This window comes from Runella salmonicolor (genome assembly GCF_024158025.1).
Lineage (GTDB): Bacteria > Bacteroidota > Bacteroidia > Cytophagales > Spirosomataceae > Runella > Runella salmonicolor.
The window spans coordinates 23570-47234 of the sequence record NZ_JAMZEL010000025.1 but is presented as its reverse complement, the minus strand read 5'-3'; the positions used below and the strand labels follow the sequence as shown (position 1 = coordinate 47234).

Below are 23665 nucleotides of genomic sequence, written 5' to 3'. Positions count from 1 at the left end.
ACGCCAAAATCAAAGCGTTCAGAAGTCAGTTCAGAGGGGTAAGAAACGTAGAATTCTTCCTGTATCGGCTAACTCAGATATATGCTTAATCTAAGTTACTCCACAACTTTTGGAATTGATCCCAAGTATCTCTAAAACTCAAACAGTTTAAAATTGGAGAACGCGCCTAAAATTTAACTCAAAGTCCCAAGCGTCTCGTTTTATACGTACACATACCCTGCATCGACCAAACGGCAGCAAAGGGGCCAATAACAAAAAAAACGGATAGCACCTCTCAAATGCTATCCGTGGTGCATTTTTCGCACCTGTTACTTTTTCGGTTTTACTTCCTCAACCATCTTTGCCGTTACGAGTTTCTTGTTGGAGGTATTGCCCCAAGAATTTTGAATGTAATTCATCACATCCGCAATTTCTTCATTGTCTAACCCTGGATTGGGCATCATTCCTTCGTAGGCAACACCGTTGACGGTGATTTTTTCCGACAGACCGAATTTAATGGCCGCAATGGCTTTCTCGGGGGTTTTGACCAAATAATCGGCTTTGGCAAGTGGTGGGAAAGCTCCCGCAACGCCCTCTCCCGTACCCATGTGGCACGTAATACAGTTTTCAGCGTAAATCACTTTTCCCCGCTCCATGCTTTTGGTAAGTGCATCGTCCTGATGGGGGAGGGTGGCAGAACAAAAAAAGATGCCTGAACAAAAAATGACTAACAGTTTCATGCGAAAAAGTGGTAAGTATGGATAATTCATCAAACACAATTTGAGCAGTTATGTTAACCCCATAACTGCTCAAATCATTATTTATAAATAAGTTTTGCTAATAAAAACGATTTACGCTTTGGGGCTGATTCTGACGATTTTGCCTGAGTTTTCGAGCACTACGTAGATATTGCCGTCGGGTCCTTGACGCACGTCACGTACGCGTCCGAGTTTTTCGAACATGATTTCGCGGCTTACCACTTTGTTGCCTTTTACCACGAGGTGTTGGAGGTACGCAAATTTAAGTGAGCCAACAATCAGGTCGCCTTTCCATTCTTTGAATTTATCGCTCGTGATAAACGTCATTCCGCACGGCGCAATCGAAGGCTTCCAGTACGTAACGGGTTGCTCCATACCCACTTTGGCGGTGTCTTTCGAGATAATGCTGTTGTCGTAGTCAATCCCGAACGTTATCACAGGCCAGCCGTAGTTTTTGCCCCGCTCTACGATATTTAGCTCATCACCTCCTTGCGGACCGTGTTCGTGCTCCCAAATAACGCCCGTGGTGGGGTGAATCGTCATTCCTTGGGGATTGCGGTGGCCATAGGTCCAGATTTCAGGACGCGCACCAGCGGTTTTTACGAATGGATTATCGGTAGGGATTTTTCCGTCTTCGTGCAGACGAACCACTTTTCCTTGGTCTTTGCTCAGATTTTGTGAGTTTTCTTTTTGTCCGCGTTCGCCGAGCGACAAAAACACGTAGCCTTTTTTGTCAAACACAATGCGGCCACCGAAGTGTACATTGGCTTTGACGTTGGGGATGGCTTTAAACAGATACTGAATGTCGGTTAGGGCGTGGTCTTTCAGCTTGGCACGCAGCAATGCGGTATTTGCGCCGCCCTCGTCGCCTTCTTCACCCGCTGCCTTGGGCGATGAATAACTGATATAAATCCAGCCGTTTGAAGCATAATCGGGATGCAACGCTACGTCGAGCAAGCCGCCTTGGCCTTTGTAAAGAATGGCTGGCAAGCCCGTAATTTCTTGCGGGTCCAAAACGCCATTTTTCACCAGACGTAATTTGCCGACGCGCTCGGTCACTAGTAAGTCGCCGTTGGGTAGGAAAGCGGTTGCCCATGGCATGGTCAACCCTCTGGCAACGGTGTCTACTTTCAAGTTGGCTTCGGTTATTTTTTGTACAGAATTTGTACCCTCCGTGATACCGCTATTGCTCATCAACGCAACGGAAGCGGTTAGAATCAAGCCTGTCAACGCAACGGGAAGGCTCTTTTTGAGTAAGGTTTTGTTGTTCGTCATAAAATGAAAATGAATAAAAAAACGATAGGTTGAAATGTTAAAAATAGAATAGGGCCGTGGATTCTCCTTCCTCCTTTGTTATTGAACCAATTCGAGGTGGTTTAAATGCCCAGTGATAAAATTAATTTCTTCATTACTTAAATGGATGTCCATGGCGGCGGCATTTTCGAGCGCTTGTTTGGCGTCACGCGCCCCCACCAGCGCAATGGTAATGCCCGGTTGCTCCACGGTCCAACGCAGCACCAATTGTCCAATCGTTGCTTTTTTATCATCGGCCAAAGGTTTGATTTTATCCAAAAATGCATCAACTCGTTTGAGATTTTCATCCTTGTAAAAAAACAGCTTTGCTCGGTGGTCGTCAGCTGCAAATTGGTGGCCGGGTTTCATTTTTCCAGTCAATAATCCACGTTCCAACGGGCTGTAGGCCAAGATGGCTTTTCTGTGTTCGATGCAATACGGAACCGTTTGCTTTTCAATGTCTCTTTTCACCATGCTGTAAGGCACTTGGTTGGAAGCAAGAGGGATGAACTTTTCGGCTTCGCGCATTTGGTCGGCGTTGTAATTGCAAACACCCGCGTAGCGCACTTTTCCTTGCTCTATTAACCGCGAAACGGCCTCCATGGTTTCACCGATGGGCGTTGTGGTGTCTGGCCAGTGAATTTGATACAGGTCAATATAATCGGTGCCCAAGCGTCGCAGGCTGTCTTCACATTCTTTGACAATGCTCTCTTTGCCTGCGTACCGGTAAATATCAATGGCTTGACCGTCGTTTTTTTTGCTGTGCATGGCAAAATCTCCCTTCGCCAAGTCCCAGCGCATCCCAAATTTTGTGAGGATTTGTACTTTGTCGCGCGGAATACCCTTGATGGCCTCGCCCACGATTTCTTCGCTGAGCCCTTGCCCATAAATCGGAGCAGTATCGATGGATGTAACGCCTACGTTGTAAGACGCTCTGATGGCCTTTACGGCTTCGTTTCGCTCGGTTCCGCCCCACATCCATCCTCCGGCGGCCCAAGCGCCAAAGGTAATCACAGATACATCAAGACCTGCTTGATTTTGTTTGTTTGAGGTGCCAATTTTTCGATAGTTCATAGAAATAGTATTAATAACAAAACATGTATACAGGTAGGTTGCCGTTTTTATTTACTATTTTCGATAAAAATCAGTTTACAAATGAACGTTTAAATCTAACTTTGAACAATAGTTTAGGTAATATTGAACAACTCCTTAAAAAGTTAGTGATAGCGATGAGAAAGTTAAGCTCTACCAATTATTATAATCAGACGTTTTTGGAAGATAAATGTGCGCTCAATGAGCTGATTCATCTTCTGAGCAAACGATGGCTAACGGAGGTTATGTTTAGCATTGAAGAAGGCAACAGCCGATTTTCAAGCCTGAAAGAGGACTTAAAGCACATCAGCGACAATATTTTGGCTGACCGCCTCAAGCTTCTTGAACAATATAAACTCATTGTTAGAAACAGTCACTTAGGCGAAGTTCCGGCTCGTGTAGAATATACCTTGACCGAAACGGGCGAAAAACTGAGCGAGTTGCTGGGCGGTTTGTGCAGTTTTGCTGAGAATGAAATGGAATTTCCTTCGTAATTCTATCATTTATTCGGTATAACGCATGTTGCGCCAGCTTCGAAAATTATGAGTTAGGGGAGATGCTTTTGACAGTGGTTTTACTGAAAAACTAGCCGTTACTTTGACCCCAATTACAACGTAACCCCCAAAAATCATTTTCAGTATGTCTAAGTTATTTATGCCATTGTTGTTGGCAGTGTGTTTTCTGAGTTTTGGAGTTTCGGCAAACGCCGCAAAACGTGATTTTTACCAAATCAAAATTTATCACCTCAAAACGGAAGAGCAGGAGAAAAAAGTGGATGCGTTTTTAAAAGACGCCTATCTGCCCGCCCTGCATCGAATCGGTATCAGTAAAGTGGGGGTTTTTAAACCCATCATCAACCCCGAAACGGCCAAGCCGACCGACGAAAAACTTATCTACGTTTTTATCCCTTTCCGCTCACGCGATGATTTTTTTACATTAGAACAAAAACTGGCGAAAGATAAGGCGTATTGGAACGACGGTAAAGCCTACCACGACGCGGTATTCAGTGAGCCGCCGTATGATAGAATTGAGTCAATTTTATTGAATGCGTTTGATAAAAGTCTCCAATTCACAATGCCCCAACTCACTTCTGCGCCCAAAGAAAGAGTCTATGAATTAAGAAGTTACGAAGGCCACACCGAAAAAATATCTAAGAACAAAATAAAGATGTTTAACGACGGCGACGAAATTGGTCTCTTCAAGCGTCTTGGCTTTAACGCGGTGTTTTATGCCGAAGTCGTATCGGGTAGTCGGATGCCCAATCTGATGTACCTCACCACTTTTGAAAACCGCGCTTCCCGCGATGAGCATTGGAAAGCATTCAGCGCCGATGCGTACTGGAAGAAACTTGCGGCGATGCCCGAATACCAAAAGAATGTTTCTAAGAATGACACCCGATTCTTTTACCCAACCGACTATTCTGACATTTAACAACATTTCTTTTATACATCAAAGCAGCGCCAATCGGACCCGATTGGCGCTGCTTTTGTATTCTAGTAATTCATTATTTACAATGTTTTGAATCGTTCAAAGCATTGGCGTTCAATGTCTTCACGGTCGTCGGGGTGGGCTATGTTGATGAGGGCTTTGGCGCGTTGCCGGAGGTTTTTTCCGAACAAATACGCTACCCCGTATTCAGTAATGATGTAGTGCGCGTGGGCACGGGTGGTGACTACCCCAGCACCCTGCTTGAGGTAAGGCACAATCCGTGAAATACCTTTTTGGGTACGGGAGGGAAGCGCAATGATGGGTTTTCCGCCTTGGCTGAGGGCGGCCCCGCGCATAAAATCCATTTGGCCGCCCACGCCCGAATATTGATACGTTCCAATCGAGTCGGAACAGATTTGCCCCGTTACGTCGACTTCTACGGCGCTGTTGATGGCCACCACTTTGGGGTTTTGTTTGATAATATACGGGTCGTTTACAAAATCAATGTCAAGAAACGAAAACGCAGGATTGTCATTGACGTAATCATACAAACGTTTGGTACCTAAGGCAAAACCCGTGACGGTTTTGTTGGGCATGATTACCTTAAATCGGTTGTTGATAACATCTTTGTCGAACAAATCAATCAGCCCGTCGCTGAACATTTCGGTGTGAACGCCCAGATTTTTGTGGTTATAAAGACACTGCAAAACCGCATTAGGAATGGAGCCAATACCCATTTGGAGGGTGCTACCATCGTCAATCAATTCGGCGACGTATTGACCGATTTTTTGGTCACTTTCCGAAACTGAACTGCTGAAATTGGCTTCGTGGAGGGCATCTTCACAATAAACCATCGCGTGAAATTTACTGGCGTGAATCATGCCGTCGCCCTGCGTACGCGGAACGTTGGGGTTTACCTGAGCAATGACGTAACGGGCGTTGTTGACCGCCGAGCGGGCAATATCGACCGAGAGCCCCAACGAGCAGTAGCCGTGTTGGTCGGGTATCGACACGTGCACCAAGGCAACGTCGATGGGCAAAATACCCTGATTAAATAACTCGGGGATTTCACTTAAAAACACTGGAACATAATCGGCCCGCCCTTCATTGACGGCCTTGCGAATGCTCTCCGAAACAAAAAGTGAATTGATGTGAAAATGACCTTGGAATTCGGGTTTATCAATGTATACATTGCCGTAAACGGTGATAGAAACAACCTCAACATCCTGTAAGCGAGGAGCTTCCTGAGCAAGGTGTTTTAAAAGGAACGAAGGTGTTTGTGCACTTCCTTGAACAAAGACTCGGTGGCCAGATTGAACACACGAAAGAGCCTCTTGCGGAGAAACGTAGCTGATTTTTGGGCGCATGGGGTGGGCCGTTTGGTTTGGCGCAATGGTAGGCGCTGTGATGGTTTGAAAAAATGATAATTATCAGGAAATAAAGGGGGAAATATCGGCAAAAGATGCGATTTTAACTACTTTTATCTCTTTAAACCAAGGCTACGTCCTCATTGTGTCGTTTTGTGGGCGGTATTTATTTGTTTTGATTTTTAAATTGTATTTTCAACCGTAAACACTTCATTTTACTTATTTATGCGAAACTTTTACCTTTGGCGAACCCACCTGTTTCTTGCCTTTTTTTGTACCCTAAACTTCGCGCTCAAAGCCCAGACCCTTGCGCCGCTTTCGGTGGAAAAAATCATGCGCGACCCCAAATGGATGGGCGTTGCCCCTTCCAATCCCTACTGGAGTGAAGACGGCACCAAAATTTTCTTTAACTGGAATCCAGAAAAAAACACGGGGGACTCACTCTACGTGTACGAACTGTCAACCAAGCAAACCCGCAAAGTAACGCCGCTGGAGCGCAGTTTGCTGCCGACGGCATCGGGCGATTATAACCGTGCTTTCACCCAAAAATTATTCATAAAAAATGGGGATATTTATTGGATTGACGTGAAAACTGGCCAAACCCGGCAGTTGACCAATACCGTTGATGCAGAATCAAACGTTACGTTTAGCGCCGATGGCAGCAAAGCCATTTTTAGACGCGGGCAAAACTTATTTTCGCAACATTTGCTCACGGGAGAGTTGATTCAATTAACGAATTTTTTGCCCGGAACAAAGAAAGCCGACGCGGCCGCAAACGAGCAGGATAAGTGGCTGAAAAAAGACCAATTGGCGTTGTTTGAGGTTTTGAAAGAGCGTGCTGACAAAAAAAAGGAAGCGGATAAAATTACAAAATCAAACCAACCGAAACGCCCGAAAGAAATTTATACCAACGATGCTATCTTGGATAATATCCTCTTGTCGCCCACGGCGGAGTTTATCACCTACCGTTCGACCAAAGGGGGTAGTGGCGCCAAATCAACCGTTGTGCCGAGTTATGTAACCGAATCTGGCTACACCGAAAACCTGCCCGCCCGCACGAAAGTGGGCGCTTCCCAAAACAACTCTCAGTTGTTTATCTACAACATTAAGAAAGATACCGTACTCGAAGCATCGACCAAAGACCTGACGGGTATCAATGTAAAACCTGAATACCTGAAAGAATACAAAGCCGATACATCAAAAAAAGCCGCCGCCCGCAAAGTGCAGTTTATCAACGTTCAGTGGTCGGAAGATGGCAAGTATGTGGTTGCAATGATGCGTTCGCAAGACAATAAAGACCGTTGGATTGCTTCTCTCGACCCCGAAACCGCTAAATTTAAAGTCCTTGACCACCTGCGCGACGAAGCATGGGTGGGTGGCCCGGGCAGTTTTTGGTTGGAATGGATTGACAACGAGACCATTATTTTTCATTCCGAAGCCACGGGCTATTCGCATTTGTATACCGTCAATGTCCGCACAGGTGAGCGCAAAACCCTCACGTCGGGGAAGTTTGAGGTGCAGCAGGCGCAGCTTTCAAAAGATAAGAAAACCATCTATTTTCAGTCAAACGAAGTACATCCTGGTGAGCAGCATTTTTATAAAATGGCCGTTACGGGCGGGGAGCGTACCAAGCTGACGGGTATGGTGGGGGCAAATGATGCCGCGCTTTCGCCCGATGAGTCGAAGTTGTTGATTCGATACTCTTCGGCCACAAAACCCTGGGAATTGTACCTTCAGGAGGCGCAGCCCAACGCTACGGCTACGCAACTTACAAAATCGCTTTCCCCTGAGTTTAGCTCGTATCAGTGGCGTGAGCCCCAAATTGTGACCGTAAAGGCCAGCGACGGGGTCGATATTTACGCCCGTTTGTACGTTCCCAAAAAGAAAAATGGTGCGGCGGTGGTGTTTGTTCATGGGGCGGGTTACCTTCAAAATGCCCATAAATGGTGGAGTCAATACTTCAGAGAGTATATGTTTCATAACCTGTTGGTGGATTTGGGCTATACCGTGCTCGACATGGATTACCGCGCGTCGGCGGGCTATGGCCGCGATGTACGCACGGGGATTTACCGGTTTATGGGCGGAAAAGATTTGGACGATAACGTTGACGGGGCAAAATTCTTGGTTGAAAAACACGGAATTGACGCCAAACGCATCGGTATTTACGGTGGTTCTTACGGTGGTTTTATCACTTTGATGGCCATGTTTACCAAGCCGGGCGTGTTCAAAGCAGGAGCTGCTTTGCGTCCCGTGACCGACTGGGCGGCGTATAACCATCCTTACACGGCCAATATCCTTAACGAACCCGCCACGGATTCATTGGCGTATCGTCGGAGTTCGCCTATTTATCACGCGGCGGGATTGAAAGATCATTTATTAATTTGTCATGGCATGGTCGATGTCAACGTGCATATTCAGGATTCATACCGTTTGGTACAGCGCTTGATTGAGCTGAAAAAAGACAATTGGGAAATGGCGTCTTACCCCATGGAAGACCACGGTTTTGTGGAGCCAACCAGTTGGATGGATGAATATAAACGCATTCTGAAGTTGTTTCAGGAGAAGTTGAAGAAATGATAATCAGACAGTTAGAGAGTGCAAAAGGCAGGTCTATTTGGGTCTGCCTTTTGTGTAAATGAGGTTTTGAGTGGTTGTAAGAGCCGCTTCGGTGATTCGCCCTTCTACACAAACGTCATTGTGCTGGCGGTGGCGCTGGTTTCTCAAAACCAGCGTTTGGGTTGCTCACAACCCAATGTACGGCATAAAAAAAGAGCCGCACCATGGTGCGGCTCTACAAACAATACTATGATTTAATCTATGATTCTAAACAAACGATTCCAACGGATTTTGTTCAGGATTGACTTTGGATTAGGGTCAATGGACATCCAGATGAAGACCGCTTTGCCGACGATGTGGTCGGCGGGCACAAAGCCCCAAAAGCGTGAATCTGCGGATTCGTAGCGGTTATCGCCCATCATAAAGTAATAATCCTGCTTGAAAGTATAACTTGTGATGGCTTTGCCGTCGATGCTGATGGTGTTTTTGTCTACGACTACTTTTGAGGCGTCATTGTGGTCAAAGAACTTAATCACATGGCCGTATTTTGACACATTGGCCGAGTCAAGTTGTATGGTCAGCCCTGTTTTGGGAACTTGAATTGGGCCCCAAAAGTCAGGGTTTTGCTTGGCACCCGCTGGAAACAGTCCCATTTCGGTGCTTGTGGGGGCATAGCGATATTCGTGTTTTACGTCCTTAATAAAGGGGTGCTTCAACAAACCTTCTACAATTTGTGGGGTCGTGCGAATCTGGTATAAAAATTTGTTGGGAGCCAAAGAATCACTAGGATACGAGCTGTAATCCTGAATGTCTTCGTTTTCAAAGAAACGGTCATCCAATAAGTCTGTAGACCACATGCGGTAGTAAAACTGCGCTTTGGCGGGAACTTCGGCGGGTTTGCCGTTCACGTACACATCGGCGCCTTTAATATCAACCAAGTCGCCACCGACGGCAATACAGCGTTTGATGAAGTTGGTGCGTAAATCAACGGGGAATGCTTTGTAGCCGCCGTTGCCCTGTGCGGGATCTTCAAACGGCTCATCGGGGTCGCCGGGGTAGTTGAACACCACCACATCGTTGCGTTTTACGTCCGAAAATCCCGGCAGGCGGTACATCGGAAGTTGAATCAGGGTCGAAAAAGACGGAATATTGGTTCCCCAGATGGTTTGGTGAGTCAGTGGCACTTGCAAGGGCGTTCCCGGAGTGCGGGCACCGTAATGCAGTTTACTCACAAACAGGAAGTCGCCAATCAACAGGCTCTTCTCCATCGAAGACGAAGGAATGGTGTAGGCTTCTAAAAATAACCAACGGATTAAGGTAGCTGCCACGACGGCAAAAACAATGGAATCAAGCCACTCTCTAAAGGCAGATTTTTTGGGGTTGGGTTTTGACATTTCCGGTAGTATTGAATGCAATTTTGGTGAATGAAAAACTTAGTCTTCGCCGAGCAAATCGTCCATGCCGTAGACTCCCTTGCGAGGGGAGAGCCATTCAGCCGCGACGACGGCCCCTAAAGCAAATCCTTGACGGCTATGGGCCACGTGTTGAATCTCGATGCTATCAACGGCGGAGTCATAGCGGATAACGTGAGTGCCAGGCACCTCACCTTCGCGCAAAGATACAATCGGGATTTGATTTTCGGCAACATCGGCCTGATTGGCCCATTCCGTTTTGGCGGCGAGGTGCTCTATCAGGCCTTCGGCGAGCGTAATGGCTGTGCCACTGGGTGCGTCTAGCTTATGGATGTGGTGAATTTCGGTGGTATGAACGCTGTACTGTGGATAGGGCGCAATGAGCTTGGCCAAGTACTTGTTCAATCTAAAAAATAAGTTGACGCCGATGCTGTAATTGGAGGCGTAGAAAAAAGCGGCTCCGTGCGCTTGGCAAAGTTGTTCGATTTCGGCGCGGTGATGTAGCCAGCCCGTGGTGCCGCATACGGTGGGCAAGCCTTTGTTCATGCACCATTTGAGGTTTTCGTAGGCGGCTTCGGGGGCGCTGAATTCAATGACGGCATCTACATTGTCGCGGCTGAAAGTATCCAGCTCGTGGCGATTGGTAACGTCAATTTTTCCGACAATTTGGTGACCGCGACTCAGGGCGATTTGTTCGATTACTTTGCCCATTTTGCCGTAGCCCAGAAGAAGAATATTCATTAATTTGAAAATTTATTATGTGCCAAAGCACTGGTATGCGTTAAAGGTGAATGAATGAGCAATCAGCAAATTATTATTTAATTGGTATCACTATTTTAGCCCCGATGATGCCCCCCGTAAATGAATTATAGCCAGCATCCGGCTGAACCCGAAACGATATATCTTCCGACATATCAAAGGTTTTTAAGTGAGCTGCTACGTTGGCTTCGATGATATTAAGCGCCCAAACGGCCGTTAGCATCACAAAATTCAAATCCCGGTAGCGACGATAAAAATCTTTCCCTTTCGTAATCTGCTCAATCGTTAGGGTACGTGTTATTTTTTGACCCCGAATGTATACGGGTGCTTCTGTCCGTAATGCCGCGCCTGTTACAGGATTATAACTGTCAATGTAGGGGGTCAGATAGTCGTGGTACCGAATATTGAAATAGCGGATAAAATAAATGACCGTTCCGAAACCTGCGTACACAAAAGGCATTTTCCAATACTGTTTGTTGTACGCCTGCCCAAGGCTTGGCACCACGAGCGAATATATCGCGGCTTTGCGGGGGCTGTGCTTGGCCGCAGGCTTGGTCGGGGCCACGATTTTGGCCAGGGTATCCTTCAGTCCCTGAGCGTTTTTGAGTGAATCAGGGCGCAGGGTATCGGCAAGGGTTGCCAAACGGGCAAAGCGCTTTTGCAGGGAGTCTGTTTTAACTTGCTGGCTCATTACTCCTGACAACCCCACTACACACCAGCAAATGAGCAATAATCCCGACCGTATCACGATTCAAATTTTAAAACCTTTAAAATCCGTTCCAACTCATCCTGCGAAGTAAAAGGAATTTTTATTTCTCCTTTTTGTTTGTCGTCGGTTTTAATCGAAACCTTTGAACCAAAATACGAAGAAAGTTTAAACTGCAACGACCGCATTTCCTGCTTTACCACGCTCGGGCGACGGTCGTGGGAGTTAGGGTCGGGCGTTTCCATCTGGAGACTCCGCACGGCATCTTCTACTTTGCGTACCGACCAGGCTTCTTCGATGGTTTTACGAAACAGTTTAAGCTGTACGTCCGGATTGTCAATGTTGATGATGGCTCGGGCGTGGCCCATCGTGATTTGGTCGTCGCGCAGGGCGGCCTGAATCATGGGCGGGAGTTTGAGCAAACGTATGTAATTGTTGACCGTTGTACGGTTTTTGCCGACGCGCTCCCCCAATTCGTCTTGCTTGAGGCCACAATCCGAAATCAGTCGCTGATAGCTCAGGGCAATTTCGATGGCGTTGAGGTTTTCGCGTTGTATGTTTTCAATCAAGGCCATTTCCAGCATTTGCTGGTCGTTGGCCGTCCGGATGTACGAAGGAATGTGGGTCAGACCTGCTAGCTTTGAAGCCTGCAAACGTCGCTCTCCCGAAATCAACTGGTAGCGGTCTCGGCCAATCTGACGTACGGTGATGGGTTGGATAATACCCTGAATACGAATGGATTCCGCTAATTCATTGAGGGCTTCTTCATCAAAACGCGTACGAGGTTGAAAAGGGTTTACATCTATCTGCTCAACGTGAATTTCGCTCATCATGCTCACGTTATCGTAAGGCAAAGGGCGAGTTGAACGGTTGACGTTATCGCTGTCATGGAGTAATGCGCCCAAACCACGTCCAAGTCCTGTCATTTTTTTAGGAGCCGCTTTTCCAATATTTTCCATGTGTAGAAGATTTTTTATGAATGTTGGGTTGAATGAAAGACGTAACTTTTTGTAAACCTGTCACTTATGCCAATAAAGCGGAACAAAACAGCCCGCTGGGAAATTAATTGGCTTTTCGTACGGTTTGTTCGTCCTGTTCAAGCAGCCCATTCTTACTTAAAATTTCGCGGGCAAGGTTGAGATAACTGACCGCGCCCTTGCTGTCGGAATCCTGCGCAATGGTAGGAACACCGTAGCTCGGAGATTCACTGAGACGGATATTTCGGGGAATGATGGTATTGAAAACCATGTGTTTGAAATGCGCCGTTACCTCATTGACGACTTGGTTAGAAAGGCGTACGCGCATGTCATACATGGTCAGTAGAATGCCTTCGATGGCCAAATTGGTATTGAGTCGGGTTTGGATAATCTTAATGGTATTGAGCAATTTACCCAGACCTTCCAACGCAAAATATTCGCACTGCACGGGTACAATCACCGAATCGGCGGCCGTTAGGCTGTTGATGGTAATCAAACCCAGCGAGGGAGAGCAGTCAATGATGACAAAATCGTAGTCTTCTTTGATGGGCCACAAAGCTTCTTTCATTTTTTCCTCGCGGTTTTTGAGATTAATCATTTCAATCTCTGCTCCTACAAGGTCGATGTGGGAAGGCAAAAGGTACAGATTTTCGAAGTTGGTTTCTACGATGGCTTCCTGAGGAATGACACCTTCTACCATACATTCGTAAATGCTGTATTCGATTTCTTTGGGGTTAAAACCCAAGCCCGACGTAGAGTTGGCCTGAGGGTCAGCGTCTACGATTAAGGTTTTAAAATCCAGTACTGCTAAACTTGCTGCCAGGTTGATGGCAGTGGTCGTTTTACCGACGCCACCTTTTTGGTTGGCTATTGCTATAATCTTGCCCATTGTTGTTAGGTTTACCGCCTTCAAATATCCATCTTTATTCGGACTCTGCCAAACTGTTCCACGTAAAAAATGTTAAATGTTTCACGATTTGGTAGTAAGCAGTTGGCACTTAACCCTTAGCAAAGCAACGGTTTTGATTTTTTGAAGGGACTAACTTTCTAATTAAACATAATAAATGAAAGAATGACCTAAATGAGTGGTAGTGAGGCTCATTTGGAAACGTGTAAATTTTAACAATCATTTAATAATCCATCACTGGGAGTACTTTCTGTATGCTTTCGGAGATGATTTAACATCTAATAACCGCATCCGCCAATATATGCTTTAAAAATACTGCCACTTTGGGCTTCAAAACCTGGTTGAAGGGTGACCGATTTTCCCGCGTTGAGCAGTACGTTTGTGCCAGTTGAAACCGTTGTTGGTCCGCCGTTTTGGGTGGTAATTGTCAATGCAGCATCATATTTTCCAGTGGTGATGGTTCCTGATACGAGGCGTGTATCGGGGCAGGGAGGAGAAACGCCCGTTTCCTGAATGAGAATGTTGTCCAAAAACAGCCGATTGCCCCATCCACCCACATCTTCGAAAACCAACTCTAGGGTTTTGCCAGCATAGGCCGATAAATTAACGGTTTCTTTCCGCCATTGGCTGCAATCTGCTGGGGTAAAAAGTCCCGTTTGGTCGGGAGCCGTGGCCAGCGTACTTCCTGATTTATCATAAAGAAGTTGTTGGGTTCCATCGCACGCAATGCCCCAAACCCTAAGTTTGTCGAATTTTACAGCATCATAACGGGCATAGGCTACGTCAAAAGTAAGGCTGGCAGAATCCATGTTGGAAAGGTCAACAAAACGCCTGAGTCGGTCTATCTTTCCAGTATTATCGGCGGCTCGGTTATTGATTACGGCAGCGTTGGCATGACAGGTGTTGCTTTCTGTAGTCCACACAACGGCATCATTGTCAAGGTTTTGGTTAATCCAATGGGTTAAGTTGGCAACAAACTGCTCATTTACAGGCTCAGCAATATGCCGTGCCGCGTCGGTAGGAAAAGCATCGTAAATATCTTTGATGCCGTCGTTGTCGCGGTCGATTCCTTTTACGTAATTCAGTAGCGTAGTCAAAGCCTGCGGGGCATTGGCGGGCGAGGGTGAGCCAGCTTGGTTCAACGTGCTTTCGCCGTGACATGACGTGCAGGTCCGAACCTCTCCCGCTTTGGTGCTTATCCATAGCCGTTCACGTACAATTCCCTTGTTGTTGGCGTCGGTTAGTTGCCAAGTCAAGGCGCGTTTGGCGGGGACAATCATGGCGGCGGAGCCGTCTGGATGGATATTGGCACTGCCTTGGGCACCACTGGTTGGAGGATTGTAAACGACGGCCGTAGGGTCGTGCAAAAACTTGGCAATGCCTCTTCGTCCGGGCTTGGGCGTTGCTATTCCGCCGATACCGCGCAACAAATCGTTTTGTAAAAATTGGAGGTGTTTTACTTCATAAACAGGGGAGGGGCTGACTGGATTGATGGTTTGGTGGGCGCTACCCGACACCTTTAAATTAAACGGTTGCTGTTGGTCGGCGTCGTCCCGGCTGGTCACGTCACGGATGGCAAGGACGGATAGGTTATTGCGGCGAAGAAATTTTTGAAAATCGTGCAAATTCACGCCCGCCGCCGCAAAAAGTGCCTGCTCAGAAGGGGCGACGGTTTGCAAATGGAGGGTAGGTGTGGTAGGACGCGGGGTAACTTTTACTTCTACGGGGTAGGTTTCCCAAAGTACGCCAGAATACGTTAATAACTCATCGGGACTCCACCAAGATACGGTTTTGGTGATGCCCGCTCCCGTCAAAGCCGTGGCCGAGGCTTTAAAATAGCTGCCAGTGGCTTCCAAAAGACGAATACGATAATCGTATTTGCTGAGCGGAGCGCCAGAAGTGCCAATATTTTCATCGTAATCGGTTGCGTGTGAGTGCGATACAATGACCTGTCCATCCGAAAGTGGTAGGGGAGTGCGATACATGCCGCTGTGGTTTGCGCTGGGTGTTTCGTCGGGAGCGCGCGTGTCGGGGTGCGTAACGTAGGTAAAAGTAATTTGTTCGGGGTGCATTCCGGGCGGTGCGTTTACTTTTACCACCATTCCTGAGGCGTGTGTGCCAAACTCGGGGGCTTCGATTCCGTAATAAAGACCCGGCGTGACGGGAGATTCACGAATATGAAACATCGCCCGAATGGGCGTCGGACTGATAGGCGTGTAGAAATCGTGAAGATTGGGGTCATTGGTAAAATTTTGGGTCATATAATTCCCCATTTCGTGCCGGCCCAAGTGGTTGAGCATTTCCATTTCGGAGCCGTCTTCGTTCATCATCCAAGGATTGAAAATATTGAAGTTTTGGGGATTGGTATTGGCCCACTGCGGCAGCGAAAGTAAATCGGTTCGGCCAGGACGCGGCTCAGGGAAGATTTCTACGTCGGGTAAAATAGACGATTTGGCGGCGTTGGCGGTTTCATCGGCGTAGTTAAAAGTGCCGTAACCTGTGTTGTCGATGATGTCCGCATCAGCCTGTTGGTCGCGCTGAAGGTGGTCCCACCGCGTGAAGATGACGCGCCCAGCGTGGTCAATGCTTGGCGTAAAATCTCCCGATGGTGAATGAGTCAACATTTCCAGCCCGTCGGTCATCGAACAAGCATTGGGGTCGAGTCGCCAAATCCCCGACACGATGGGGGAAGATTCGTATTCGTCGTGTTGTGGATACAGGTGCGCAGCTCCGCCTAGGGGCATGTCGGTCGTAAAAAGAATGCGGTCGTCGGTTCCGTAAATCGGCTGAATGTTGTTGTAGCCCACGGGTTGGTTGGGCACGAGCGTAATCACAGGGGTATCATTTTTACCTAACCCCGTAATCTCGTATAACTTCCAACGGTAGCTCTGAACCTGATAACGGGCCGTAGCCGAGCCGACCACCATGCTGAACAATGCTTTGGTGCCACTCCAATGCACAGATGGGTCACGTACTGCAATAGACGTAGCGCCCTGCATTCCCGTTTGCCCGTAACCTGCCGTTTGGGTCAGATTCTTCAACGAGCCGTCGGGATAGCGAATGTAAAGGTCGCCGCCTCGCGGGGCCGAAAAGGTGCTTGCCTGGTGATTGCCGAAGGTTTCTAAGCTGGTGGCAAATCCAAACGGTTGAGGCACTTGGGTACAAAACAGAATGGGATTGGGCAAGGTTTGGGCGCGGAGTAAGAGGGAAGAAAGGGAGAATACCGCTAAAAGAAAATGTGTTTTCATGGCTGAGCAATAGTTAAAAACATAAAGAAAACAGGTAAGAAAAAGCGTAATGGAAAAATGAATATGGTTGCCAGTAACCGCTGGAGAGCGTGGCTTTAAATGCGTTTGCCTTGGGCAAAAAAGTAGGGAAGATATTCGGAAATAAACCGCAGGTTTCAGCACTGAAATCGTAGAAACAGTCTGCTAAACAAAGGTATAGATAGTTTGCATTAATTTCCCAACCGTTTAATCGAAAACCATGGCTGTCATTGTTTTACCATTTAAAGGTTTTGAAACACTGGAGATTACGCCAAGAAAGGAGGGTTAGTTTTGCAATCTTGTCAATTTCGTAAACAGCGAGTTGTTGCAATGCCTTCGGAAAGTAGATAAAGCCCAAATTGCCTTTAAAACAATAGATAAAACAAGGCATCTCTCATGGCAAAGTATCTTCTGATTTTTTCACTGGCGGGTATCCTTACCCTTACTAACCTTTTTCTGATTCCATCCCAAAAAACGGTTCGACTGTTTGATGGTAAAAGTTTTAAGGGCTGGGAAGGCGATACCATCACTACTTGGCGGATTGAAAACGGGGCGCTTGTGGGTGGCTCGCTCGTGACCAAAGTGCCTCATAATGACTTTCTTTGTACCCAACGTAGCTTTTCGAATTTTATCTTGAAACTCAAATTCAAATTGTCGGGTACGGAGGGTTTTATCAATTCTGGAGTCCAGTTTCGCAGCAAGCGATTAACCAATCCCGCCTACGAAATGATTGGTTATCAGGCCGATTTGGGAGATAATTATTGGGCAAGTTTGTACGACGAATCAAGAAGAAATAAAACCTTGATTGGCCCAGATGCGGCGCTCGTTAAAAAAATATTGAAGCCCGGGGCTTGGAATGACTTTGAAGTTCGGGCCGAAAATCGCCGAATTCGTATCCTTTTAAATGGTCAGCAGACCGTAGACTATACCGAACCCGACGAGAGCATTCCGCAATCGGGCCTGATTGGGTTGCAAATCCACGGAGGCGGAAAAGCGGAAGTGGCGTATAAGGATATAATTATCCAAGAACTACCTTAACCTAACCTCTAGCATGAACAAACGTACTTTCCTGAAAACCTCCTCTGTGCTACTTACTGGGACCATGTTGAATCATTTAATTTCGTGTAAAAAAGCCGAAGCCCGTACCAATTGGGCGGGTAACCTGACTTACAGTACCGACAATTTGCACACGCCCAAAACGGTGGCCGAATTGCAAGAAGCCATCAAAAGCTGTAAAAAAGTAAGGGCTTTAGGGACCAAACACTGTTTTAATACAATTGCGGACAGTACCGAAAATCAAATTTCCACGGCAGAATTCAACAAAATTATTTCGTTGGACAAAGAGAAGAACACCGTGACGGTGGAGGCGGGTATCAAGTACGGAGAATTGTGTAAATACCTAGATGACAATGGCTACGCCTTGCCCAATCTGGCGTCGCTGCCGCATATTTCGGTGGCGGGGGCGTGTGCTACGTCTACGCACGGTTCGGGAATCAAAAACGGCAGTTTAGCTACGGCGGTTTCGGCCATGGAAATGGTCAATGGCAAGGGTGAAGTGGTGAATTTGTCCCGCGAAAAAGACGGCGATGAATTTTTGACCGCAGTGGTTGGCTTGGGCGCGATGGGCATCGTGACCAAAATGATACTTGACCTACAACCGACCTTCAAAATGAAGCAGGTTGTTTACCAAAATTTACCAATGGCGGAGTTAGAGAAAAACTTTGAAGCGATTATGTCGGGTGGGTACAGCGTGAGTTTGTTTACGGATTGGACCAAAAAGAACGTCAGCGAAGTGTGGATAAAAAGCAAAGCCGAAGACATGAAGGACGTGGCTCCCACGTATTTCGGCGCAACCTTGGCTACCAAAAACCTCCACCCCATCGAAGCCCTCGACCCCATCAATTGCACCGACCAAATGGGCGTAGAAGGCCCGTGGTACGAGCGGATGCCGCATTTTAAAATGGGCTTTACCCCCAGCAGTGGTAAAGAATTGCAGTCGGAGTATTTTGTGGCTTTTGAGCACGCCTACGAAGGCTTTATGGCCATTGAAAAACTCAACGAAAAGGTCTCTCCTCATCTGATGATTACGGAAGTACGGGCCATTGCCGCCGATGATTTATTTATGAGTCCGTTTTATAAAAAGACTTGTGTGGCGTTTCATTTTACTTGGAAACAAGAAATTCCGGAAGTAATGGAGTTGTTGCCCCTCATCGAAGAAGCGCTTGCGCCGTTCAATCCACGGCCGCATTGGGGAAAACTATTTACGTTGAAGCCATCGGTATTGCAGTCAAGAATCGAAAAATTGTCTGAATTCAAAGCCCTGATGGCCAAGCATGACCCCGATGGAAAGTTCAGGAATGAGTTTATTGAAACAAACCTTTTTGGCGAAGCGTAGAGGTGAAAGTCAGACGATAGTCAGACTGGACGGGGGCGTCAGGTTTGGGCAAAACGGAACAAAAAAGACGTCGAGTAATCGACGTCTTTTTTGTTGAAAGAGATATTGAATTCAGAAAAAGCTAGACGGCAAAACTTTCGCCACAGCCGCAAGTACGGCTGGCGTTGGGATTGACAAACTGAAAACCTTTTCCGTTGAGTCCGTCCGAGAAGTCCAATACGGTGCCCGCCAAGTACAGAATGCTTTTTTTGTCGACTACAATTTTGATGCCCTTATCGACAAACTCCATATCAGTGGGTTGTTTCTGAGAATCAAATTCGAGGTTGTACATCAAGCCTGAGCAACCGCCACCCTGCACACCTACCCGGATGTGGCTATCGTCGGGACGCCCTTCTTCTTTGCGCAATTCAAAGATTTTATCTTTTGCTTTATCCGTTACCGTGACCATTGTGTCTTATATTTCAGAATAATAAATTTATTATTTACTACCCCTAAAAACCAATTCAAGAGTTTAAAAGTTTCAAATCAAGAGGGATTCTTACGGTGGTTTTTGAAACTATAAAAGGTTGTTGGAAAAACAAATTGTAACTTTGAGGGTTAAAAAGCGAGAGCATATATTAAATACACATGTCAATAAAGTATTATCATCTGAAAGTAAAAGAAGTCATAAAAGAGACAGCAGAAGCCGTTACGATTGCGTTTTGGCATCCGTTGAGTGAAATGATAAAGTATAAGCCGGGGCAGTTCCTGACCTTGCTGGTGACTGTCGACGGACAGAAAGTACGGCGTTCTTACTCCATGAGTAGCTCGCCCCACACCGACACAGCCCCCGCCGTAACGGTCAAAAGAGTGCCGGGTGGTTTGGTCTCTAATTGGCTCATCGACCACGTAAAAGTCGACGATTTCATTGAAGTAATAGAACCCATGGGGCATTTTATGGTCGAGCCAGATGCGCGCAACGCCCGCACCGTGGTGCTGATAGGCGCGGGGAGTGGTATTACGCCGTTGATGTCGATTGCTAAATCTCTCTTGAAAATAGAAGCCGAAAGTCGTGTAATACTCTTGTACGGCAACCGCGATGAATCTTCGATTATCTTTAAGTCGCAACTAGCCGAAATGGCGCAGCAGTTTGGTGCTCGGTTTGTGTTAAAATATACCCTCAGTCAGCCGCTAAATGGTTGGGAAGGGCATGAAGGGAGATTGAACCGACCACATATTTTGAAGTTATTGGAAGAAGTGGAAGACTTTGTTCCCACGGCGGCGGAGTATTATCTTTGTGGTCCAGAGGGGATGATGGCGGAAGCAAAAGAGGCGTTGTCATTGCTGAAAGTGCCCGACGAAAAAGTGCATAAAGAAAGTTTCGGAACGGCCCATACGGTGGGAGAGGTAGTGGAGCAGGACGACGACGGTAGCCTCAAAGCGCAGGAAATCACCGTTTTGTACGAAGGCAGTGAGTATAAATTTATGGTAGAGCCGCACCAAACGATTTTGGAAGCGGCGCTGGAATTGGACATTGATTTGCCTTATTCGTGTCAGGCGGGGATGTGTACGGCCTGCATGGGTAAATGCACGTCGGGCAAGGTGCACTTAGACGAGGACGACGGACTGACGAAGTCGGAGCTGGCGGCGGGGTATATTCTTACTTGCGTGGCACATCCGCTGTCGAAAGATGTCGTGGTGGAAATCGAGTAACCCGGCACTTTTTTTGCCGTAATACATGAATTAACTGTTTTAAAGATGGATATTACGTTTCGCACCTACGAACTCAGTGACCGCACCGAGTTGGAAGAAATTTTTTTACAGAACACCCCAAAGTATTTTGCTCCTGAAGAATTGGGGGATTTTTTGGAATACCTCGATATATTCGGCGACGATTATGTGGTGGCAGTAGTAGATGGCCGAATCGTGGGTGGCGGCGGATACTGGATTCGCTCTTCCGACCATCAGGGAGGGCTTTCGTGGGCGTTTTTACGTCCCGATTTTCAGGGAACAGGCGTAGGAAAAGAATTGGCTCAGTATCGCATTGAAAAAATTAGAGAGACAGGTTTGGCCAAAACCATCATGGTCGAGACGTCGCAACATTCGTTTGGGTTTTATGAAAAGTTAGGATTCAAACTGCTTAGTAAGCAGTCGGATTATTGGTCAAAAGGCATTGATTTATACTCGGCGGTGTTGGAATTGTAAGTTTGTTTTTTGTAAATTAGCTACAAAAAAAACGCCCTTTAAACGAAAATGTCAGCTCAAACACAACAGCATTTTACGCCCGAGCAATACCTCGAAATGGAGCGAAAAGCCGTTTACAAAAGCGAGTATTTTCGCGGTGAAATTTTTGCAATGGCAGGTGCGAAACCCCGCCATAACCGGATAACGGGTAATTTGAACATCCTAATAGGTAGTCATCTTTGGAAAAAACGCTGCCAAGTATTTGGTAGTGACCAGCGAGTTCTGACAGCCACGGAAGATGGATTGTACAGTTATCCCGATTTGAGTATTGTCTGTGGCCCTCCGCGTTTTACAGACTTGGTGAGCGATACGATTATAAATCCAACCATAATTGTGGAAGTGTTGTCTAAAGGTACCGAAGGCTACGACCGAGGCGAAAAGTTTAGGTTATACCGTCGTTTGCCCACGTTTGTGGAGTATTTGCTGGTAGATTCGCGCACCATGCAAGTGGAAGTACATCGAAAAAATGAAGAAGGAATTTGGTCGTTGATGTCAGAAGCAGAGAAACCAGAACAGTCAGTGTACCTTCAAACCATTGATTTACCGCTTCTATTAAGTGATATATACGAAGGTTGGGCGGACTTGCCCGCCAACGAAGATTGAGACAAATCTCATTTTTTAAGGTGTGAGGTTTGAACAGTAAAAAACCTCACAGGTTTAGGCATTAAATTACTGCCAAAGCCTGTGAGGTTTAATGGTTTTTTACAATCTCGAAACGGCTTGCTGAACGAAGGCCGTCAAGTCGCTGCCCGACAACATTCCCTGCGACAATAGCGCCAAGTTGTAAGCGTGACGAATCAGGGCAGAGGCCTCTGATGGGTCAGTGGCGTTCAAGACTTTTTGCGTAACGGCATGGTTGGCGTTGATGGCTAAGTTGAGCATCGTTGGCATATCGCCAAACATTGATTTTTGTCCAGAAGTAGCCGCCATATCGTTCATACGACGAATAAACTCAGGAATCGTAATGACCACGGGCATTTCGTCCGTTGGCATAGCCTCAACCGTAATCGTGAGCTTAGGCGCCCCGCCGAGGGTTTCTTCAAACAGCTTTTTAGCGCGCTCTTCGTCGTCTTTTGAAAGTACACTTTCGAGTTTGATTTCTTTCTCAATCAGTTTATCCAACGTATCGGCATCGACACGCTTGATGCTGGTTTTCTCGATTTTGTACTCAATACCGTTGATAAAGTGTGGGTCAATGACGCTGTCAAAAATCAGTACATCGTAGCCGCGTTTTTGCGCAGATTGAATGTACGTATCTTGCTTTTGCACGTCGCTTGCATACAGCCACACTACGGTGCCGCCTTTATCGGTTTGATTTTCTTTGACTTTTTCGGTGTATTCTTCAAACGTAAAGTGCTTGCCCGCGAGGTTTTTAACGAGGCAGAATTCTTTGGCTTTTTCGCCAAATTTGTCGTCTGAAATCATACCATATTTTACAAACAGTCCGATGTCGTCAAACTTCTTCTCGAAGCCTTCACGGTCGTTACGGAAGATTTCCGAAAGCTTATCGGCTACCTTACGAGTAATATATCCGTTGATTTTCTTGACGTTTGAATCCGACTGCAAATAACTGCGAGATACGTTGAGCGGAATATCCGGTGAGTCAATCACGCCGTGGAGCAATTGTAAGAAATCGGGTACCACATCTTTCACCTCATCGGTGATAAACACCTGACGGCTATAGAGTTGGATTTTTTCCTTCTTGATAGAGAAGTCGTTTTTGAGTTTCGGGAAATACAAAACGCCCGTAAGGTTGAACGGATAATCGACGTTGAGGTGAATCCAGAACAAAGGATCTTCGCTCATCGGGTGCAATTCCTTGTAGAACGCAATGTAATCTTCGTCTTTCAGTTCAGACGGTTGCTTGGTCCAGATTGGGTTGGGATTGTTGATGATTTTTTCGTCAAATTCAATCTCAACGGGCAAGAATTTGCCGTATTTCTCTAAAATCTCGTTGAGGCGGTATTTCATCAAAAATTCTTCCGAATCTTCGGCAATATGCAGAATGATGTCGGTGCCTCGGTCTTCTTTTTGGGCGGGTTCAATGCTAAATTCCGTTGAACCATCGCAGGTCCAGCGAACGGCCTCGGCGCCTTCCTGAAAAGATTTGGTGATGATTTCTACTTCTCTCGCCACCATGAACGAAGAATAAAATCCGAGTCCGAAGTTTCCGATGATGTTGCCGCGCGTATCTTCTTTTTCTTTGTATTTCTCCACAAATTCGGCGGCTCCCGAAAACGCAATCTGATTGATGTATTTCTTGATTTCGTCGGCCGTCATCCCGATACCTCGGTCGCTGATGGTAATGGTTTTGGCTTCTTCGTCCAGTTTTACCGTTACTTTCAGCTCGCCCAATTCACCATTGAATTCACCGAAACCTGCCAGTTTTTTGAGTTTTTGGGTGGCATCTACGGCGTTAGAAACCAACTCACGCAAAAATATTTCGTGATCAGAATAGAGGAATTTTTTGATAATTGGGAAAATATTGTCGGTATGAATCGACAATTGACCTTTTTCGGCCGCTGATGTAGTTGCTTCCATAATCAA

The 23665-nt window shown here is 46.6% G+C and carries 20 protein-coding genes; 8 read left to right on the top strand and 12 right to left on the bottom strand.

From position 1 onward, the window contains the following. Nucleotides 1–308: 308 nt before the first annotated feature. From NCI00_RS28825 to NCI00_RS28815, 3 genes are all read right to left on the bottom strand, one after another. On the bottom strand, nt 309–719 hold the full coding sequence (locus NCI00_RS28825; protein WP_253533352.1) for a c-type cytochrome: 411 nt from the start codon (nt 717–719) through the stop codon (nt 309–311). A 111-nt stretch (nt 720–830) separates the two neighbouring features. Then, the gene (locus tag NCI00_RS28820; RefSeq protein ID WP_253533351.1) at nt 831–2012 is read right to left on the bottom strand and encodes a PQQ-dependent sugar dehydrogenase; all 1182 of its coding nucleotides are present in this window, start codon (nt 2010–2012) and stop codon (nt 831–833) included. A gap of 78 nt (nt 2013–2090) precedes the next feature. Continuing rightward, the gene (locus tag NCI00_RS28815) at nt 2091–3104 is read right to left on the bottom strand and encodes an aldo/keto reductase (RefSeq protein WP_253533350.1); all 1014 of its coding nucleotides are present in this window, start codon (nt 3102–3104) and stop codon (nt 2091–2093) included. 155 nt (nt 3105–3259) lie between these two features. On the opposite strand from NCI00_RS28815, the gene NCI00_RS28810 reads away from it, so the two are divergent. Together NCI00_RS28810 and NCI00_RS28805 are read left to right on the top strand one after the other, a co-directional pair. Continuing rightward, the gene (locus tag NCI00_RS28810) at nt 3260–3616 is read left to right on the top strand and encodes a winged helix-turn-helix transcriptional regulator (protein WP_253533349.1); all 357 of its coding nucleotides are present in this window, start codon (nt 3260–3262) and stop codon (nt 3614–3616) included. Between the two features lie 145 nt (nt 3617–3761). Further along, the gene (locus tag NCI00_RS28805; protein ID WP_253533347.1) at nt 3762–4553 is read left to right on the top strand and encodes an NIPSNAP family protein; all 792 of its coding nucleotides are present in this window, start codon (nt 3762–3764) and stop codon (nt 4551–4553) included. Nucleotides 4554–4630: 77 nt separating this feature from the next. Here the strand turns inward: NCI00_RS28805 and NCI00_RS28800 are convergent, their stop codons facing one another. Continuing rightward, a complete protein-coding gene (locus NCI00_RS28800) occupies nt 4631–5917 on the bottom strand; it encodes an acetyl-CoA hydrolase/transferase family protein (RefSeq protein WP_253533345.1) in 1287 nt (428 codons plus the stop codon). A 225-nt stretch (nt 5918–6142) separates the two neighbouring features. Between NCI00_RS28800 and NCI00_RS28795 the strand changes: the two genes are divergently transcribed. Continuing rightward, on the top strand, nt 6143–8494 hold the full coding sequence (locus tag NCI00_RS28795; protein ID WP_374758879.1) for a prolyl oligopeptidase family serine peptidase: 2352 nt from the start codon (nt 6143–6145) through the stop codon (nt 8492–8494). A 233-nt stretch (nt 8495–8727) separates the two neighbouring features. On the opposite strand, the gene lepB is transcribed toward NCI00_RS28795, so the two are convergent. The 6 genes from lepB to NCI00_RS28765 form a co-directional block, all read right to left on the bottom strand. Then, entirely contained in the window at nt 8728–9867 is a 1140-nt protein-coding gene (gene lepB / locus NCI00_RS28790; protein WP_114069633.1) for a signal peptidase I, read from the bottom strand. Between the two features lie 39 nt (nt 9868–9906). Then, nucleotides 9907–10626 carry a 4-hydroxy-tetrahydrodipicolinate reductase gene (dapB, locus tag NCI00_RS28785; protein ID WP_253533343.1) on the bottom strand — a complete coding sequence of 240 codons (720 nt, stop codon included), beginning with the start codon at nt 10624–10626 and terminating at the stop codon, nt 9907–9909. 73 nt (nt 10627–10699) lie between these two features. Then, nucleotides 10700–11392, bottom strand: a complete 693-nt coding sequence (locus tag NCI00_RS28780) for a DUF5683 domain-containing protein (RefSeq protein WP_253533340.1) — start codon at nt 11390–11392, stop codon at nt 10700–10702. Continuing rightward, the gene (locus NCI00_RS28775) at nt 11389–12309 is read right to left on the bottom strand and encodes a ParB/RepB/Spo0J family partition protein (protein ID WP_166561520.1); all 921 of its coding nucleotides are present in this window, start codon (nt 12307–12309) and stop codon (nt 11389–11391) included. The genes NCI00_RS28780 and NCI00_RS28775 overlap by 4 nt, the downstream gene beginning before the upstream one ends. 103 nt (nt 12310–12412) lie before the next feature. Beyond that, nucleotides 12413–13216, bottom strand: coding sequence for a ParA family protein (locus NCI00_RS28770; protein WP_114069637.1), 804 nt, complete (start codon nt 13214–13216; stop codon nt 12413–12415). Nucleotides 13217–13512: 296 nt separating this feature from the next. Continuing rightward, on the bottom strand, nt 13513–16482 hold the full coding sequence (locus NCI00_RS28765; protein WP_253533338.1) for a 3-coathanger stack domain-containing protein: 2970 nt from the start codon (nt 16480–16482) through the stop codon (nt 13513–13515). Between the two features lie 414 nt (nt 16483–16896). Between NCI00_RS28765 and NCI00_RS28760 the strand changes: the two genes are divergently transcribed. After that, nucleotides 16897–17538, top strand: coding sequence for a 3-keto-disaccharide hydrolase (locus NCI00_RS28760; protein WP_253533336.1), 642 nt, complete (start codon nt 16897–16899; stop codon nt 17536–17538). Between the two features lie 13 nt (nt 17539–17551). Further along, entirely contained in the window at nt 17552–18895 is a 1344-nt protein-coding gene (locus NCI00_RS28755; RefSeq protein ID WP_253533333.1) for an FAD-binding protein, read from the top strand. 121 nt (nt 18896–19016) lie between these two features. Here NCI00_RS28755 and NCI00_RS28750 read toward each other — a convergent pair whose 3' ends face one another. Continuing rightward, nucleotides 19017–19343 (bottom strand): HesB/IscA family protein, encoded by a 327-nt coding sequence (locus NCI00_RS28750; RefSeq protein WP_114069641.1) that lies wholly within the window; start codon nt 19341–19343, stop codon nt 19017–19019. A gap of 179 nt (nt 19344–19522) precedes the next feature. Here NCI00_RS28750 and NCI00_RS28745 point away from each other — a divergent pair, with 179 nt between their 5' ends. Genes NCI00_RS28745 through NCI00_RS28735 form a run of 3 tightly spaced genes read left to right on the top strand, consistent with a single transcriptional unit; the run spans nt 19523 to nt 21721 of the window. After that, nucleotides 19523–20587: a ferredoxin--NADP reductase gene (locus NCI00_RS28745; protein ID WP_253533331.1), complete on the top strand. Its 1065-nt coding sequence runs from the start codon at nt 19523–19525 to the stop codon at nt 20585–20587. A 45-nt stretch (nt 20588–20632) separates the two neighbouring features. Next, nucleotides 20633–21079, top strand: coding sequence for a GNAT family N-acetyltransferase (locus NCI00_RS28740; RefSeq protein ID WP_253533329.1), 447 nt, complete (start codon nt 20633–20635; stop codon nt 21077–21079). Between the two features lie 48 nt (nt 21080–21127). Continuing rightward, complete coding sequence (locus tag NCI00_RS28735) at nt 21128–21721, top strand: Uma2 family endonuclease (protein WP_253533327.1); 594 nt, start codon at nt 21128–21130, stop codon at nt 21719–21721. A 99-nt stretch (nt 21722–21820) separates the two neighbouring features. Here the strand turns inward: NCI00_RS28735 and htpG are convergent, their stop codons facing one another. Continuing rightward, nucleotides 21821–23659 (bottom strand): molecular chaperone HtpG, encoded by a 1839-nt coding sequence (gene htpG / locus NCI00_RS28730; RefSeq protein ID WP_253533324.1) that lies wholly within the window; start codon nt 23657–23659, stop codon nt 21821–21823. Nucleotides 23660–23665: the final 6 nt, after the last annotated feature.

Bases quoted from the DNA above. Each gene is read 5' to 3' on its own strand.
- NCI00_RS28825 (WP_253533352.1), bottom strand. From the start codon at position 719: ATGAAACTGTTAGTCATTTTTTGTTCAGGCATCTTTTTTTGTTCTGCC.
- NCI00_RS28820 (WP_253533351.1), bottom strand. From the start codon at position 2,012: ATGACGAACAACAAAACCTTACTCAAAAAGAGCCTTCCCGTTGCGTTG.
- NCI00_RS28815 (WP_253533350.1), bottom strand. From the start codon at position 3,104: ATGAACTATCGAAAAATTGGCACCTCAAACAAACAAAATCAAGCAGGT.
- NCI00_RS28810 (WP_253533349.1), top strand. From the start codon at position 3,260: ATGAGAAAGTTAAGCTCTACCAATTATTATAATCAGACGTTTTTGGAA.
- NCI00_RS28805 (WP_253533347.1), top strand. From the start codon at position 3,762: ATGTCTAAGTTATTTATGCCATTGTTGTTGGCAGTGTGTTTTCTGAGT.
- NCI00_RS28800 (WP_253533345.1), bottom strand. From the start codon at position 5,917: ATGCGCCCAAAAATCAGCTACGTTTCTCCGCAAGAGGCTCTTTCGTGT.
- NCI00_RS28795 (WP_374758879.1), top strand. From the start codon at position 6,143: ATGCGAAACTTTTACCTTTGGCGAACCCACCTGTTTCTTGCCTTTTTT.
- lepB (WP_114069633.1), bottom strand. From the start codon at position 9,867: ATGTCAAAACCCAACCCCAAAAAATCTGCCTTTAGAGAGTGGCTTGAT.
- dapB (WP_253533343.1), bottom strand. From the start codon at position 10,626: ATGAATATTCTTCTTCTGGGCTACGGCAAAATGGGCAAAGTAATCGAA.
- NCI00_RS28775 (WP_166561520.1), bottom strand. From the start codon at position 12,309: ATGGAAAATATTGGAAAAGCGGCTCCTAAAAAAATGACAGGACTTGGA.
- NCI00_RS28770 (WP_114069637.1), bottom strand. From the start codon at position 13,216: ATGGGCAAGATTATAGCAATAGCCAACCAAAAAGGTGGCGTCGGTAAA.
- NCI00_RS28765 (WP_253533338.1), bottom strand. From the start codon at position 16,482: ATGAAAACACATTTTCTTTTAGCGGTATTCTCCCTTTCTTCCCTCTTA.
- NCI00_RS28760 (WP_253533336.1), top strand. From the start codon at position 16,897: ATGGCAAAGTATCTTCTGATTTTTTCACTGGCGGGTATCCTTACCCTT.
- NCI00_RS28755 (WP_253533333.1), top strand. From the start codon at position 17,552: ATGAACAAACGTACTTTCCTGAAAACCTCCTCTGTGCTACTTACTGGG.
- NCI00_RS28750 (WP_114069641.1), bottom strand. From the start codon at position 19,343: ATGGTCACGGTAACGGATAAAGCAAAAGATAAAATCTTTGAATTGCGC.
- NCI00_RS28745 (WP_253533331.1), top strand. From the start codon at position 19,523: ATGTCAATAAAGTATTATCATCTGAAAGTAAAAGAAGTCATAAAAGAG.
- NCI00_RS28740 (WP_253533329.1), top strand. From the start codon at position 20,633: ATGGATATTACGTTTCGCACCTACGAACTCAGTGACCGCACCGAGTTG.
- NCI00_RS28735 (WP_253533327.1), top strand. From the start codon at position 21,128: ATGTCAGCTCAAACACAACAGCATTTTACGCCCGAGCAATACCTCGAA.
- htpG (WP_253533324.1), bottom strand. From the start codon at position 23,659: ATGGAAGCAACTACATCAGCGGCCGAAAAAGGTCAATTGTCGATTCAT.